The 16,016-nt window shown below is 39.8% G+C and carries 12 protein-coding genes; 7 read left to right on the forward strand and 5 right to left on the reverse strand.

The features are described 5' to 3' along the window. Positions 1 to 29: 29 nt before the first annotated feature. The gene (locus ACDG22_RS15145; RefSeq protein ID WP_007568028.1) at positions 30 to 1,775 is read right to left on the reverse strand and encodes a phospho-sugar mutase; all 1,746 of its coding nucleotides are present in this window, start codon (positions 1,773 to 1,775) and stop codon (positions 30 to 32) included. Between the two features lie 412 nt (positions 1,776 to 2,187). Here ACDG22_RS15145 and ACDG22_RS15150 point away from each other — a divergent pair, with 412 nt between their 5' ends. Then, positions 2,188 to 2,829: a response regulator transcription factor gene (locus ACDG22_RS15150; RefSeq protein ID WP_022126091.1), complete on the forward strand. Its 642-nt coding sequence runs from the start codon at positions 2,188 to 2,190 to the stop codon at positions 2,827 to 2,829. Next, on the forward strand, positions 2,826 to 4,886 hold the full coding sequence (locus ACDG22_RS15155; protein WP_270212685.1) for a tetratricopeptide repeat-containing sensor histidine kinase: 2,061 nt from the start codon (positions 2,826 to 2,828) through the stop codon (positions 4,884 to 4,886). The genes ACDG22_RS15150 and ACDG22_RS15155 overlap by 4 nt, the downstream gene beginning before the upstream one ends. Before the next feature lie 348 nt (positions 4,887 to 5,234). On the opposite strand, the gene ACDG22_RS15160 is transcribed toward ACDG22_RS15155, so the two are convergent. Both ACDG22_RS15160 and ACDG22_RS15165 read right to left on the reverse strand, forming a co-directional pair. Next, on the reverse strand, positions 5,235 to 6,872 hold the full coding sequence (locus ACDG22_RS15160) for a C69 family dipeptidase (RefSeq protein WP_007568773.1): 1,638 nt from the start codon (positions 6,870 to 6,872) through the stop codon (positions 5,235 to 5,237). Between the two features lie 6 nt (positions 6,873 to 6,878). Further along, positions 6,879 to 8,540: a M23 family metallopeptidase gene (locus ACDG22_RS15165; RefSeq protein WP_370858960.1), complete on the reverse strand. Its 1,662-nt coding sequence runs from the start codon at positions 8,538 to 8,540 to the stop codon at positions 6,879 to 6,881. A 310-nt stretch (positions 8,541 to 8,850) separates the two neighbouring features. Here ACDG22_RS15165 and ACDG22_RS15170 point away from each other — a divergent pair, with 310 nt between their 5' ends. From ACDG22_RS15170 to ACDG22_RS15185, 4 genes are all read left to right on the forward strand, one after another. Further along, complete coding sequence (locus ACDG22_RS15170) at positions 8,851 to 9,141, forward strand: hypothetical protein (protein WP_147334981.1); 291 nt, start codon at positions 8,851 to 8,853, stop codon at positions 9,139 to 9,141. Positions 9,142 to 9,269: 128 nt separating this feature from the next. After that, positions 9,270 to 9,548: a LysO family transporter gene (locus tag ACDG22_RS15175; RefSeq protein WP_007568770.1), complete on the forward strand. Its 279-nt coding sequence runs from the start codon at positions 9,270 to 9,272 to the stop codon at positions 9,546 to 9,548. Continuing rightward, positions 9,545 to 10,171 (forward strand): lysine exporter LysO family protein, encoded by a 627-nt coding sequence (locus ACDG22_RS15180; protein ID WP_007568769.1) that lies wholly within the window; start codon positions 9,545 to 9,547, stop codon positions 10,169 to 10,171. Before ACDG22_RS15175 ends, ACDG22_RS15180 begins: the two co-directional genes overlap by 4 nt. Before the next feature lie 354 nt (positions 10,172 to 10,525). Further along, complete coding sequence (locus ACDG22_RS15185) at positions 10,526 to 11,602, forward strand: YeiH family protein (RefSeq protein ID WP_270230400.1); 1,077 nt, start codon at positions 10,526 to 10,528, stop codon at positions 11,600 to 11,602. A 106-nt stretch (positions 11,603 to 11,708) separates the two neighbouring features. On the opposite strand, the gene ACDG22_RS15190 is transcribed toward ACDG22_RS15185, so the two are convergent. Beyond that, positions 11,709 to 12,641 carry a LysR family transcriptional regulator gene (locus ACDG22_RS15190; protein WP_022126122.1) on the reverse strand — a complete coding sequence of 311 codons (933 nt, stop codon included), beginning with the start codon at positions 12,639 to 12,641 and terminating at the stop codon, positions 11,709 to 11,711. Then, the gene (locus tag ACDG22_RS15195) at positions 12,642 to 13,223 is read right to left on the reverse strand and encodes a DUF6621 family protein (RefSeq protein ID WP_022126123.1); all 582 of its coding nucleotides are present in this window, start codon (positions 13,221 to 13,223) and stop codon (positions 12,642 to 12,644) included. A gap of 195 nt (positions 13,224 to 13,418) precedes the next feature. On the opposite strand from ACDG22_RS15195, the gene clpB reads away from it, so the two are divergent. Then, positions 13,419 to 16,007, forward strand: coding sequence for an ATP-dependent chaperone ClpB (clpB, locus tag ACDG22_RS15200; protein WP_204460205.1), 2,589 nt, complete (start codon positions 13,419 to 13,421; stop codon positions 16,005 to 16,007). Positions 16,008 to 16,016: the final 9 nt, after the last annotated feature.

Here is a 16,016-nt window from a genome sequence, read left to right on the forward strand (position 1 = left end):
GATTTTTTTATTTCAGTCAGATATTCTGTTTAGATACCCAAAGATTTCTTTACAGCTTCAACTTTTTCCATTGCATCAGCGTTAGCGCCTGCATAGCACTTAGGACATCCCATTTCACCCTTTATTTCCATATAGAACTTAATCTTCGGTTCAGTACCTGAAGGACGAACAGAGATCTTAGTACCATCAGCTGTGAAGAACTGAAGAACATTCGAAGGTTCTGGCATATCCAAATCAGTTACATTACCATTTGCATCAGTAGCCTTCAAAGTCTTGTAGTCTTTTACAAGAACAACTTCTGATCCACCCAATTCTTTTGGAGGACAAGCACGGAAGTTATCCATCATAGCCTTGATTTCATCTGCACCGCTCTTACCCGGTTTCACAACATTTACTGTCACTTCTTTAGAGAATCCATATTCTACATAGATTTCCATCAAAACGTCATACAATGTCTTGCCCTGATCCTTAGCCCATGCACAAATTTCAGCCAACAAAGAACATGCTGACACAGCATCTTTATCGCGAACGAAATCTTCTGCCAAGAATCCGTAGCTTTCTTCACCACCGCCAATGTATTGTTCTTTACCTTCACGCAAACGGATTTCACGTGCGATCCACTTAAATCCAGTATAGCAATCAAGCATCTTGATGTTATTCTTGTCAGCAACAGACTTGATAAGTTCAGTAGTAACAATTGTTTTTACAATAAATTCGTTACCTTTCATCTTACCCATTGCAATACGATTCTTGATGATGTAGTACAAGAATATCAAGCAAGTCTGGTTACCGTTAATCAATACCCATTCGCCCTTGTCATCTTTACAAGCCATACCTACACGGTCAGCATCTGGGTCAGAAGCCATTACAATGTCAGCATCGATTTCCTTAGCCAACTTAATAGCCAAAGTCAAAGCCTCTGCATTTTCTGGATTTGGAGATACAACAGTTGGGAAATCACCACTCTTCACCATCTGTTCGGGTACGCAATGTACATTTTCAAATCCCCAAAGTTTCAATGATTGCGGAATCAGCATCATTCCAGTTCCGTGAATCGGAGTATAAACAATCTTCAAATCTTTCTGGCGCTTGATAACTTCCGGATCGATAGAAATAGTATGAACCTGACGCAAATACTCGTCATCAATATCTTTTCCGATAATCTGAATCAGTTCCTTATTGCCTTCAAACTTGATATCAGCAGCCGAAGCAATTTTGTTTACTTCATCGATAATTCCCTTATCGTGTGGAGCAAGTACCTGAGCGCCATCGTCCCAATATGCTTTATAGCCATTGTATTCTTTGGGATTATGAGAAGCAGTCAAAATAATACCGCTCTGGCATCCCAAGTGACGAATAGCAAATGACATTTCCGGAGTAGGACGCATATCTTCGAACAAATAGACTTTGATACCGTTAGCAGAAAAGATATTAGCAGAAATTTCAGCAAACAAGCGGCTGTTATTTCTACAGTCATGTCCTACGACAACAGAAATATCTTTCTTTCCGGCAAAACATTTATTCAGATAATTAGACAATCCCTGAGTTGCAGCTCCAACAGTATAGATATTCATACGGTTTGAACCTACTCCCATGATACCACGCAAGCCACCTGTTCCGAATTCGAGGTCTTTATAAAAAGCTTCTATCAATTCTGTTTTATCAGGATTTTCCAACATACGCTTTACTTCAGCTTGAGTTTCAGCGTCATAAGCAGGAGTCAACCATTTCTGGGCTTTATCAGAACACAATTTAATCAATTCTTCGTTTTCCATGATTTTATATTCTTTATAGTTATTGATGTTTTTCCTGTATTAGCGAAACAAAAATAAAAGATTCATTCTAATTATCCTAATTATTCTTTGCAAAAAACAAATTGAATCTTGATTTATTACTTTTTCTTATCCCCATTTTCAAAATAAAAATCCATACATCATGAATAATTCATAAACAACAAGAAAATGTTTAAATAATTTAATTGAAGAAATACATATAAATACAGACATGTACCTAGTTGATTTTATAAAAATCAATCACTTACAGATTGTCAAATAGAACAAGAAAATCATTACATTATGAATTTAATGTCATTAAAAAGAAACAATAATTTGTTCAAAAAATATAAAATAGCCATATTTGTAACATAAAAGTGAATAAATATATCTTTTAGAAAACAGAAACTTTTGTATGAAAGAACATATCTACATATTGGACGATCACCCTATGATAGCAGAAGGTACTGCTCAACTACTGATGACGGATGAAAGATATCAGGTCACAATAGGAAAGCATTACTCTGAACTGTATAATTTTATAGAAAGTAATCCCATTAGTCTTTTAATCATCGATTACGAGCTACAAGATAAAACAGCATTAGATCTGCTGCCATACTTACAAAAGAAAATACCTCAGACACCTGTGCTTGTATATACTATGCATACGGAGTTTTGGATAATAAAACTGCTAATAAAAAAAGAAGTAGCAGGTATAGTTTCCAAAAATGATAATACCAGCGAAATAAAAAAAGCAATCGAATCTATCCTATTGACAAAAAATAAATACTACTCTCCCACAGCACTCAATATTGTATTGTCGCTTGTAGGAGATCATTCTGCAACAGATTCGATAGCATATACACCAAGCCCTCGTGAAAAAGAAATCATCAATATGTTATCATGTGGGTACACATCTGAGGAAATAGCCCAAAAACTTAACCTCAGCAAAAGCACTATAGATACAATGAGAAAAAACATATTATTAAAAAGTGGCGCTATCAATGTCTCACATCTTATGCGCCTGGCTTTTATAAAAGGATGGATAACTACATGAAAAAATTAATCTTAAGTTTCGTTCTAAGTATTTTTACTGGATATATCACAGCCAACAATTTTGTCCAACAGATTCAACAATACGGCGATAACGGTGACTTTCACCGGATGGATTCTATATATTCTCTAGCAAAACAACAAGTGAATTACCAAAACGACCCAGTTGCCGCAGTAGAGATACACACAACTTATGCTACTTACCTCAATTCGAAACGAGAGTATGATAAAGCATATTCAATACTTAAGGATGTCAAAAAAGAAATCAGTCTTTTAAAAGACAGAAGATTTTCATCCGACGCTCAAAAAAAATTATTACAATCGGAAAGTATCGCTACCTATGAAATAGCGTATGGACTATGGTCAAACAATAAACTTGATGAAGCAAAGAAATTTGCTCACGAAGCTATAAAACTGTTTGAGCAAGCTAATGACACTTCCCGACTGGCTGAATCATATAACTTATCAGGAGTTATATACAAGAATTCATTCATGCTCGACAAAGCTATTTTAATGTACAAAAAAGCTTTGAAAATAACCGAACAACAAAAAGATTATACACTTTCAGCCATCATCAGCAGCAATATAGCCACTCTGTACAATGAACTGGAGGAAAATCAAAAAGCAATAGTATTTTCACGGAGATTTTTTTCATACCCACAAACAGATACACTTGCATTCGATTATCAGATCAATAAGATAAGTTATTTATGTAACCATGCCATCCTTCTCACAAACGGGAAATATTATAAGAATGCCATCGATAGTCTTCAATTAGCTACCAGGTTATTACAAGACAATATGCCCGCAGGACTAAAATTATATATCTATACCAATTACGCAAAAGCACTATATGATACAGGAGAAACCAAATCAGCAATCAAATATTACCAGAAAGCCATAAGCTATAAAAAGCAATCAAGCAACGAGTACAATAAGGCAAATTTGGATTACCTGTACGGATATATGCTTTTTCAGGCTACAGACTCTCTGACTCAAGCCCGACAATATCTATCAAACGCTTTAGATTTTTACAGAAAAAATCCAAGTGTGCTACTCACCAAGTCCCTTCTTGCATTGGCAGAGGTAGAAGCCAAAAGAAACAACGTGAAAGAGTCATACAAATTGGCTCTTGAAGCATACGAAACAGAGCAAAAAATCCAACACAAGAATTTCCATAATCGTCTGGCCGGATTCGAAGCTGAACTTAAAACTAAAGAAAAGAATCTGGAAATCATTAGCCTCAACGCAGAAAAAGCCAAAAACAAAATCGCATATCAAACACGTATATACATTATTTCCAGCATATTAATACTAATCATACTACTATCTTGTATCATTATAATCAGTCTTCAGAAAAGAAAAGTAGCACTTAAACTGAGTCAATCGGAACTGGAAAAAGAACTAAGGAATAAAGAAATACAAAGCCAGCAGCTAATTGATGAAATGAATAAGAAAATGACAGAAAGATATCTTAAAGGACTGGAAGACAGCAATAACTATATTTCTAAAGAACTCCATAACAATGTCTGCAATGAGTTGCTGGCAACTGAAATGCAGTTACAGCAAGCAAATGCCAGTCAACTTGCAGCACAGCTTGGCGTGATACGAGAAACCGTACGTAACATATCACACCAATTATCGACACCAAATTTCAGCAACATCAGTTTATATCAAATGCTGAATCTATACGTCGAAAAACTAAGTGCTTTAAAATCTCCAGCCCTGCATCCATATATAGCCGACGAAATAAACGATTTATCAATTCCATCAGAAAATATTTTGGAAATATACAGAATCTTGCAGAAAATCATATCCAATATAATCAAACATGCACATGCCCAAAACATGTATCTTACTGTCAGTTGTACACCCAGCGACATAGAAGTTATAGTAGAGGATGACGGCCAAGGATTTGATACGTCCTCATCTCATAATATCTTGACAGCAGGATTAGGATTACAAACGATAAAAGAAAGATGCAATAAATTGCAGGGAGAATGTGAAATCGAATCTACTTTAAATAAGGGAACAATCATTCACATGCGATTTTCTGTTTGAAAGCTATTAATAGTCAGATAATACAAAAATCAGGATACATCTTCACGATGTATCCTGACTAAATTAACACAATTTATTTGTGCCCCATCTCTAAATAAAAAAACAAAGTTTGAATTATAGTATCACATTTTCTAATCGATCATTGTACTCTTTATCTTATTTTCTCACATAAATCTTTCTCTTTTTACAAAAGTACATTATCAATATAAAAAAAATACCCCCATAAATAATGATTCTATTATCACTATTTATAGGGGATAATGCAAAAACAGCTCTCTCGTTAATCGAATCAAAAAAATGACTCACAAATCCTTGAACAGCTGTTTTTAGTTATTCATTTTGTATTTCTTATTTCACCAGATAACGTTCTCCGGTAGCTTTTACAACCTCATTCAAGAATTCCTGCGGATAACCCGGACGATCGAGAGGAGCAGTATTTCCTGTTTCAGGACGTACAATCTTACCATTCTTTACACGTTTTACTACTCCATCATTATAACGGACAATCAGGAACTCACCCAGTTTTTTCCAGCTATCAACAGCAGTCTGAGCAGCCATTCCTGTGTAATTGGTAAGAAAATCCTTTGCTTTCTGAGGATCTTGAGTATACAGTTTCATAGCGGTACTCTCGATACCTTCCTGAGCGTCAGCATACATATCTTCCAATGAATTCTGAACTGTACGCATATCGTCTATCATCAGACTATAGCGGGGACGAATCATATCTGCTACCCAGTTGTAAATCCAGAAAGCAGAATTCCATGAGAATGTCACACAGTCGCCCTCTCCTTCTGCATAAGAAGCAGGAACTTTATCGGTATTACAATAAACCGGAGTAAATACAGTCATATTGGCATCATCAACTCCAAACCAAAGTACTCCACCGATGGCATCAGGCATAGTAGAACGCATTTGAGAAACAAAGACAAAACCACTCTGCTGAGTTGAAATAGGACGTTCGTTGAAGTAAGTCTTGCCATCCACTTCAAATGTCAATGGAGATAAACGATAAGGCATTTTAAATGCTCCTGCTCCCATATCGTTAGTGATATCAAGCGGAGTACCTTCATAATGATCGCGCATAGCATGCTGAATATCACGAACAGAAACCTTACGGTCCGGCTTAATATAAAGCGGCATCGGTTCTTTGCTTTCACCTTGTATGTAAGAAAGATAAGCCTGTCCGGTTACTTTGCTGAACATGTTATAGAAACTCCACACACGAGCCTCGCAAGCACGCAACCCACTGAAATCAAGCGGACAATAAGCATCAGCAAAGCTGAAATCCTTGTTTACTCCATCGAAATAACCTTTTTCACGTGCAAACGAAATCACATCCGGAGAATAAAGACAATTATCTTTATCGTTCATATCAAACTGATGAATACGGCTTTGGTTTGCATGAGCTGCTATACAGTCGTCCGGAATACGGACTGCTACCCATACAGCTCCCTTCACTCCTGGTCCTTTTCCAATCATTTCCATAATCCAAGCCTCATTCGGATCGGCAATAGTAAATGATTCACCACTGCTGTAATAACCATATTCCTTCACCAGATCAGTCATAACCTTGATTGCCTCTTTGGCTGTACGCGAACGCTGCAAAGCAACATAAATCAAGCTTCCGTAGTCCATCACACCGGTAGTGTCAACCAGCTCCGGACGACCTCCGAATGTAGTTTCTCCGATAGTAACCTGAAACTCGTTCATGTTTCCTATCACATTGTAGGTCTGTTTAGCTTCCTTTATCTGTCCCAGATACTTACCAGTATCCCACTCGTAGATATTACGCATTGTACCCGCTGCATGTACGGCAGCCGGATAATGGCAAAGGAACCCAAACATGCCATACGAATCGGCAGAATAGGATACGATTACAGAACCATCGGCAGAAGCCTTCTTGCCGACAATAAAGTTGGTACATGCCCAACCGTTTACACACGCTGCTACCACAAGGCAGGCAGTCAACATTAGTTTTTTTATCATACGTATTTAGAATTTATATTGTTTTCGTGTTTCGTTACCACAATTATCAGTCACTATCACTTCCAGTTTATGAGACACACCTTTTTTTATCCGTTCCGGGTCCTGAATGATCAGAATACCTTTCTTCAATCCGAAAAGTACGAAGTTGCCGTCTACATATACTTTATAATCCCGAATACCAGTCTGTGCGTCACTGATCTTAAAGCGAATATTTCTGTTCACACGCCAACTACCCTGTCCCAAAGGAGTAACCTGAGGAGGTATCGTATCTACCCCTACAGCAAATGTTCCCAATGTGCGGACTTTGGTCTTTATCCAGCCATTCTGATACGTTCCTCCCATAGAAGAGCGCCATTTTCCAGCTTTCTGCACAATATAATATTTTGTCGTATCGGCAACAGGCAAATGGCGTACCCCAATAGACAGATCACAGAAGCTATGTAAAGGAGTACGTCCGATATCGAGCACATAATCGAAAGAAATACTGTTGGAATCACCGATTACTCTCGTCCGCAATTCAGCATCATCGTAAAGCATGCCCTTAGGCACAACCAGTTCCATACCAGGCTCCTGAATAACATTTGTCTTATTCCAGTACAACATCTTATTGGCTTCGGGTACATAAGGAGGAATCTCCTGTTTTTTGCCTCGCACCGTAAAACGATATTTACGCTTATTACCGAAATTATCCTCCAGTACGTAGCAGAAATGATAATCACGTTCCTCATCAATAGTCACCAGTCCGCGGTCTGAACCGGTTTCTATCAGGCGAAGCCTATTGCCCGGCAACTTATACGAACTCATGATAAGCCTGCGCGTACGCATCAGTTCATCATAATCAGTAAAACCGTTTATCATACGATTCTCATCGGCAGAAACCTCATCAGTTGTACTATTGAAAACCTTTACAGAATCTACATACAAAGTAACCGAATGCACTCCATAAAAATTTGACGTTCCGTCCATATAGTCCTTGGCACTGATACCCGTATAAATCTGCCCCCAAGCTGTAAACTGCTGCTTCAAAGCTCCTACATTTACCAGTTTCTTTCTGGAAAAACCATTTATTACACCTTTGCCAGCCACCGGATAAAGCCCGACAATACTAGCTACCGGTGACCTGGTATCCTTCAGATAATGACTGAAAAATGGCATAGGATCTACATAATCTCCATTGTCGTTTCTCCGTAATTCCAGATGAAGATGCGGTCCTGCCGATGCTCCTTCATTCCCGCTTAAAGCGATGATATCTCCAGCCTTTACAGGAAACTTATCAGGTTCGGGATACAGATTACATACAAACGTTTCATGTTCATACTGGTATGCACGTACATATTTCTGTATTTCCGGAGCAAAAGATACAACATGTCCGTAGACTGAAGTATATCCATTGGGATGAGTAACAAAAATCGCCTGACCATATCCACCATGCAATACCATGATTCGTGATACGTATCCATCGGCAACAGCATGAATCGGTTTACCTGTAACCCCTTGTGTCTTTATATCTAGTCCGTTATGAAAGTGATTTGGCCTCAACTCACCGAAATTTGCACTTAGCAGCAACGGAAAGTCGAAGGGAGAACAAAATTCAGCTTTCATACTTTCCTGAGCCTGTCCGCAGAGTGCCGTTCCTAAGGCAAGTGCCAACAATGTATTTCGTATCATGTTAATGTCTGCTTTTTCTCCACAAATATACATCATTTATTTTTGATATATCCTGATTTTACTTACCTTTGTATAGATGGGTATGGCTATCGGGCATCTTTTCGTACATGTTTTTCTTTTATAAGGGCTGAAAAAACCGTTACATTTACCACTTTGCTTTTACTCTTTATATTTAGGATTTTCAATAGGATCAAAATAAATCGACTATTAGCAACCTGGCATTATGGATGGCAGGCTGCACACTTTGCGATAATGTAATGACTAACATCGACAGCATCGTAACTTGAATGGTTCTGGATTTTCTCTCTTTATGACTGAATTACCAGCAACGAAAAAGTATCCGGGAGCATCAGTTCTTCTTCATAACGGTATTCTCCGTTTATGTATGTCGTGTTACGAAGATACGCTGCAAGCAGGAGTCAGTCGAATAATAAAATACTCTATTTCAACCTGCTTGTGGCGAATCTCGACTGTTTGTACTGCTTTTATGCATAATGATTTGGAAAATATGCAAAAACATCATACCTTTGCGCCATCAAAAACCAAACTGACCAATGAATATAAAAGCGATACATACCGACATAAAGTTGCTGTTGCATGAACCTATATGCAACGGTTATCGCATCGTACACATACATTGGTTCAGTGGATTTCTATGAGGTACAGCCGCTTCTGACGGCACAACAAAGACTATATAACAAAAGTTTCTAACCTCATAATCAAGTATATATGTTTACTGTTATCGGATTTATGTTGACAGGGATCATTGTGGGATACCTGTTCAGAAATATTGCCTTTTTGCAAAAGACAGAAAAGACCATTTCGATTACTATTTTTCTTCTGTTGTTCCTGCTTGGAATCTCAGTCGGTTCAAATGAACTAATTATCAATAATCTGGCTGCATTTGGATGGCAGGCTGCCATACTGGCTTTTTCTGCTACCTGCGGCAGTATTCTGGCATCGTGGATGGTGCTGAAATTTTTCTTCAAGAAAGGAGGTGAACAATGAAAGGAAGTATTATCGTTTTATTGTTTTTTGTAGCTGGCTGCATATTGGGAGTTATGGGATGGCTTCCTTTTGATCTTAAGCAAAGTAACCTGACGATGTATATCTTATATGCACTGATGCTACAAGTAGGATTAAGTATCGGATCGAGCAAGGATTTGAAGTATATCATATCCGATATTCGTCTGAAATATTTGCTCATACCCCTTGCCACTATATGTGGTACGCTGCTCTTTTCGGCACTTGCCAGCCTGCTGATTTCCCGCTGGAGCATATTCGACTGTATGGCTGTAGGAAGCGGATTTGCCTATTATTCGCTCTCGTCCATCCTGATTACTCAGTTCAAAGAAGCTTCTATCGGACTTCAACTTGCTACTGAATTAGGAACAATCGCATTACTGTCTAACATATTCCGTGAAATGATGGCATTGCTTGGAACACCATTGTTATGCAAATACTTCGGAAAGCTTGCTCCGATCTCAGCTGCCGGAGTAAACTCCATGGACGTGGTCTTACCCATGATCACACGATATTCGGGTAAAGATATGATGCCTGTTGCTATTTTTCACGGCATATTGATAGATATGAGTGTTCCATTTTTTGTCTCTCTATTTTGCAAATTATAAGCAGAAGATTATCAACTATTTAAGCAACAGTTGTCATGCAGTCAAAAAAACATCATCATCTTTTTTAGAAAATTGATGTAAAGTTTCCCAAAAGATCATGATAAAATCAATAAAACTTGCTGAAGTTTTATTTCGACAACTATGGCAGCACTTCTGCATTTAGAGTCCTCTCTTCTTTTTCATACTTCTGGTAAGCCAAACAGCATACCGACAGAAAAGAAGAAAGGACTAATTGTTTACTTCAAGGTTATTACCTTTGGTTATAACGGATAAATATTTTTCAATAGGTTTCCACTGAATAATGACCTACCTTTGCAGTCGAAAAAAAGAATTAACCATTAAAAAAATTATACGATGTTCGAAAAAGGAAACAGAGGTAATACCATTCATGGTATTTTGCTTATTGCATTATTTTCATTTGCAGCATTCTACATTGCTGAAATTCCATTTGTAAAAAGTCTTTCATTCAGTCCGCTGATTGTAGGTATCATATTGGGTATGCTTTATGCTAACAGTTTGAGAAACCATTTACCCGAAACTTGGGTACCGGGAATCAAATTCTGTACTAAACAAATCCTGCGCGCAGGTATCGTGTTATATGGTTTCCGACTGACACTTACTGAAGTTGCTGCAGTAGGATTACCTGCGGTTATAATCGATACAATCATAGTTGCAGGAACTATCTTCCTGGGCATCTGGTTGGGACGTGCCATGAAAATGGACAAAGATACTTCACTGATGACTGCAACGGGTAGTGCTATCTGTGGTGCGGCTGCGGTACTGGGTGCAGAACCAGTAGTGAAATGTGAAGGTCACAAGACAGCTATTGCCGTATCTACAGTGGTAATCTTCGGAACAATTTCAATGTTTCTTTACCCCATCATGTACCGTGCCGGTATGCTAAACGGATTGGGAGATATGGGAGTTGCCATTTACACCGGAAGTACCCTTCACGAAGTAGCGCATGTAGCCGGAGCCGGTAATGCCATGGACCCTACCGACGCACTGGGTATTGCAGGAACAGCTACTATCACAAAAATGATTCGTGTGATGATGCTTGCTCCGGTATTGGTCATCATGAGCTTTGCTTTGGCAAAACGCAAAAGCAGCACTAACGGAGGAAAAGCAGAAAAGAGTAAAATCACTATTCCATGGTTTGCTTTCGGATTCATCGGAATCATCTGTCTGAACTCACTTTTACAATATATATTAGGTGTAGACAGCGTAAAGGAAATACCTTTGAACGGTGCAATCGAATACATTGATACATTTATGCTGACAATGGCAATGACTGCCCTTGGTACAGATACCAGTATCGAGAAATTCAAACAAGCAGGTGCAAAACCATTCTTGCTGGCAGGATTGCTGTATATCTGGCTGGTAGGCGGTGGCTATCTGCTGACTAAATACCTGGTTCCTGCTTTCATGTAAAAATTAAATATTACAAGTAGTCCCGGCATATTTCGAATTATCTGACGGATAATCAGAAATACAGCCGGGACATTTTTATTGTCCAGCATCCAACGAAAAACGGATGCTATACCATCATCTTACCTATTATATCTCCCGCAGCTTTACGCAACTTCAAATAGCTTTGTACAAAACGGATAAAATTGGCAGCCGGAGCTTCCTCCTGTCCCTGAGCACGCACAAAACAGAAATGTCTTTTTATCTGTAGTCCGTTTATATCAATTATCTTAAACTCGCCTTCACGAAGTTCTTTCAACATTGCCTGAAGGGATATAATGCCCATTGTGGAGCTGTTTCTCAAAAACTGCTTAATACTTTCCGTACTACCCAAATACAACCTGACATTCATCGACGAAAGCTTTATTCCCTGTTCGGATAGTGCCATTTCAATTGCATCGAGTGTACCCGATCCTCGTTCACGAAGTACCAGAGGTATATCCTTAAGTTCATCGAGTGTCAGCGAATCTTTTTTAGCCAAGGCAGAAGAAGTACAGACTACCGGCACCAGCTCATCGTGCAGAAAAGGCTCATATTTCAGGTTAGGCAAGCGGAATACTCCTTCTACCATACCTAAATCTATATTGTGTTCCTGCAATGCCTGTTCAACATTGCGTGAATTTGTATCTATCAGCGAAACGGAAACTTTCGGATATTTCTCTGTAAAAGCTGCTAAAATAGGCGGAAGCACGTACTGGGCTATCGTCGTACTGGCACCCAGACGAAGCTGGCCGTTGTATTCATTATGCAACAAATGCATGTCGTACTCCAGCTTACGATATTCGGCCAGAATACGCTCGCAATGTTCCAGCAAAACATTTCCCGATTCGGTCAGCGAAATCGTATTCCCTAAACGATTGAACAACCGGGTTTGATACAAGCTTTCCAGCTCGCGTATATGTTTGGTTATAGCGGGCTGGCTGACGAACAATTCCTGCGAAGCCTTTGTAAAGCTCAGGTTTTTCGCCACACTGTAAAAAACTTTCAGTCGGAAGTCTGACATTTAGAGTTCCTCCGCACGTATTCCTAATGACTGAAGAATGGGGAATCCCAACATCTCAAACGAATAATCACCTTCGTATGCAGGAGGGTTCATTCCAAAAACGGTAATGCTTTCCTTACCTTTCACCTTATTTATATAGTTACCCATGCGCCCACCATATCCGTCTTCATCGGGCACAATAATAATGCGATGAACATCTTTCGATTCACCAGCCAACTGGAACGACTCGATAAACAGGTCTTCGCGGGTTGCCATATCGGAAGGCTGGAAGGCATAAAGTGAAAATTCACCCAGCTGACTCTTGAATGCTACATCATGGAGTTCTTTTCCCAGATTTGAAGGAGTGCAAAAATTCATTTTTTCTTCTCCGGCATCGTAAATAAAAATCACCTGTACCTCATTTTCTCCCAGCTGTATTCCTGCATCCAGAGCAAGGCACTCCAGCAGGTTAGCCAGATCAGCTTTGGGTAACTCACGGTTCACGATTGGGGCAAAATGAGCACTCATGTCACTGCCTACCCTGTCCAGATAAGAAGCATCTATCAGCATCACAACAGGGGCAAAAGGTATCTTCTTTTCCATATATCAAAGTTTATGGCGATAAAGATAATAAAAACTTTCCTGACATTTTGATATATATCCGGACAATATTGCAGTTTCCAAAGCTAACACACTGACATTTAGGCATATAATTATATTCTTAAAGCTGTGGCAAGAAGTTTGTCTGATAAAAGGTGTATTACAAAAACATAGATAAATAAGAAAGGAGAACAATATATGAACTTTAACAACTTTACAATCAAATCGCAAGAAGCTGTGCAACAAGCGGTGAATCTCGTACAAAGCCGCGGACAGCAAGCTATCGAGCCGGAACATTTGTTGGCAGGGGTGCTGAAGGTTGGCGAAAATGTCACAAACTTCATTTTCCAGAAACTTGGCATCAACGGTCAGCAGATAGAAACCGTACTCGACAAGCAGATAGCTTCTTTGCCAAAGGTTTCAGGAGGTGAACCTTACCTGAGCCGTGACGCTAATGAAGTATTGCAGAAAGCTGTCGAGTTTTCCAAATCACTGGGTGATGAATATGTTTCGCTGGAAGCTATCATCTTGGCTTTGCTCAATGTAAAAAGTACCGTATCTACCATCTTGAAAGATGCTGGTGTTACCGACAAAGAGCTGCGGGCTGCTATCAGTGAACTTCGTCAGGGACAAAATGTTACTTCACAGTCTAGTGAAGATACATACCAGTCACTCAGCAAATATGCTATCAACCTGATAGAAGCTGCACGTAACGGCAAGCTGGACCCGGTAATCGGTCGTGATGAAGAAATCCGTCGTGTACTGCAAATCTTGAGCCGTCGTACCAAAAACAATCCGGTCCTGATTGGTGAACCGGGTACAGGTAAGACAGCAATCGTAGAAGGACTGGCTCAGCGAATCCTGCGTGGAGATGTTCCGGAGAACTTGAAAAACAAGCAATTGTTTTCGCTCGACATGGGTGCGCTGGTTGCAGGTGCAAAATACAAAGGCGAATTCGAAGAACGACTGAAGTCGGTTATCAACGAAGTAACCAAATCGGATGGAAATATCATCTTGTTCATCGATGAAATCCATACACTGGTAGGTGCCGGAAAAGGTGAAGGTGCCATGGATGCTGCAAACATCCTGAAACCGGCCTTGGCACGTGGCGAACTGAGAAGTATCGGTGCTACTACCCTTGATGAATATCAGAAATATTTTGAAAAGGATAAAGCACTCGAAAGACGATTCCAGACCGTCATGGTAGACGAACCGGATACGGCAAGCTCTATTTCTATCTTGCGTGGATTGAAGGAACGTTATGAAAATCACCATCAGGTGAGAATCAAAGACGAAGCCATCATTGCCGCTGTAGAACTGAGTAACCGTTACATCACCGACCGTTTCTTGCCGGATAAAGCCATCGACTTGATGGATGAAGCCGCAGCCAAACTTCGTATGGAACGTGACTCACTTCCGGAAGAACTGGATGAAATTGAACGCCGGTTGAAACAGCTTGAAATTGAACGCGAAGCTATCAAACGTGAAAAAGATGAAGCCAAGCTTGCTCAATTGAACAAAGAAATAGCTGAGTTGAAGGAACAGGAAACTTCATACAAGGCTAAATGGCAGAGCGAAAAAGAACTGGTGAACAAGATTCAGCAGAACAAGAAGGAAATAGAACAGCTGAAATTTGAAGCTGACAAGGCTGAACGCGAAGGAGACTACGGTAAAGTTGCTGAAATCCGTTATGGTAAGTTGCAGAGCTTGGAAAATGAAATAAAGAGTATTCAGGAAGACTTAAAGAAAAAGCAAGGCGACAATGCCATGATCAAGGAGGAAGTTACTGCCGAAGATATCGCTGATGTAGTATCGCGCTGGACGGGAATACCGGTAAGCAAGATGTTGCAAAGCGAACGTGATAAATTGCTCCACTTGGAAGATGAATTACATAAACGTGTTATCGGTCAGGATGAAGCAATTGAAGCGGTAGCCGACGCTGTACGCCGTAGCCGTGCGGGACTGCAAGACCCGAAACGTCCGATTGGTTCATTCATCTTCTTGGGTACTACGGGTGTAGGTAAAACCGAGCTGGCAAAGGCTCTTGCCGAGTATCTGTTCGACGATGAATCGCTGATGACGCGTATCGATATGAGTGAATACCAGGAGAAACATACCGTTTCTCGTCTGATCGGTGCGCCTCCGGGATACGTTGGCTACGATGAAGGTGGTCAGTTGACTGAAGCTGTACGCCGTAAACCATACTCAGTTGTTCTTTTCGATGAAATCGAAAAAGCACATCCGGATGTATTCAATATCTTGTTGCAAGTATTGGACGATGGACGTCTGACTGATAATAAGGGACGTACGGTAAACTTCAAGAACACCATTATCATCATGACATCCAACTTGGGAAGTTCTTACATACAAAGTCAGTTCGAAAAGATCAATGATCAGAACCACGACCAGGTTGTAGAAGAAACCAAGGCAGAAGTGATGAATATGCTGAAAAAGACCATCCGTCCGGAATTCTTGAACCGTATAGATGAAACAATCATGTTCCAGCCGTTGAACAAGAACGAGATTGAACAGATTGTACGCTTGCAGATAAACGGCATCAAGAAAATGCTGGAAGAAAATGGTGTTACACTCCAGATGAGCGATCAGGCTGTAGACTTTATTGCTACTGCCGGATACGATCCAGAGTTTGGTGCTCGTCCGGTAAAACGTGCTATCCAGCGCTACTTACTGAACGATTTGTCAAAGAAGCTTCTGTCACAGGAAGTAGACCGCACTAAACCGATCATCGTAGAACGTAGCAGTGAAGGTTTGATATTCCGAAACTAAACTACTTAT

Origin of the sequence: Phocaeicola coprocola, assembly GCF_041333015.1 — a bacterium.
Classification (GTDB): Bacteria; Bacteroidota; Bacteroidia; order Bacteroidales; family Bacteroidaceae; genus Phocaeicola; species Phocaeicola coprocola.

Excerpts from the sequence above, each read along its gene's own strand:
- ACDG22_RS15150 (WP_022126091.1), top strand. The coding sequence starts at position 2,188 with ATGAAAGAACATATCTACATATTGGACGATCACCCTATGATAGCAGAA.
- ACDG22_RS15145 (WP_007568028.1), bottom strand. The coding sequence starts at position 1,775 with ATGGAAAACGAAGAATTGATTAAATTGTGTTCTGATAAAGCCCAGAAA.
- ACDG22_RS15155 (WP_270212685.1), top strand. The coding sequence starts at position 2,826 with ATGAAAAAATTAATCTTAAGTTTCGTTCTAAGTATTTTTACTGGATAT.
- ACDG22_RS15195 (WP_022126123.1), bottom strand. The coding sequence starts at position 13,223 with ATGGAAAAGAAGATACCTTTTGCCCCTGTTGTGATGCTGATAGATGCT.
- ACDG22_RS15165 (WP_370858960.1), bottom strand. The coding sequence starts at position 8,540 with ATGATACGAAATACATTGTTGGCACTTGCCTTAGGAACGGCACTCTGC.
- ACDG22_RS15175 (WP_007568770.1), top strand. The coding sequence starts at position 9,270 with ATGTTTACTGTTATCGGATTTATGTTGACAGGGATCATTGTGGGATAC.
- clpB (WP_204460205.1), top strand. The coding sequence starts at position 13,419 with ATGAACTTTAACAACTTTACAATCAAATCGCAAGAAGCTGTGCAACAA.
- ACDG22_RS15180 (WP_007568769.1), top strand. The coding sequence starts at position 9,545 with ATGAAAGGAAGTATTATCGTTTTATTGTTTTTTGTAGCTGGCTGCATA.
- ACDG22_RS15160 (WP_007568773.1), bottom strand. The coding sequence starts at position 6,872 with ATGATAAAAAAACTAATGTTGACTGCCTGCCTTGTGGTAGCAGCGTGT.
- ACDG22_RS15190 (WP_022126122.1), bottom strand. The coding sequence starts at position 12,641 with ATGTCAGACTTCCGACTGAAAGTTTTTTACAGTGTGGCGAAAAACCTG.
- ACDG22_RS15170 (WP_147334981.1), top strand. The coding sequence starts at position 8,851 with ATGACTGAATTACCAGCAACGAAAAAGTATCCGGGAGCATCAGTTCTT.
- ACDG22_RS15185 (WP_270230400.1), top strand. The coding sequence starts at position 10,526 with ATGTTCGAAAAAGGAAACAGAGGTAATACCATTCATGGTATTTTGCTT.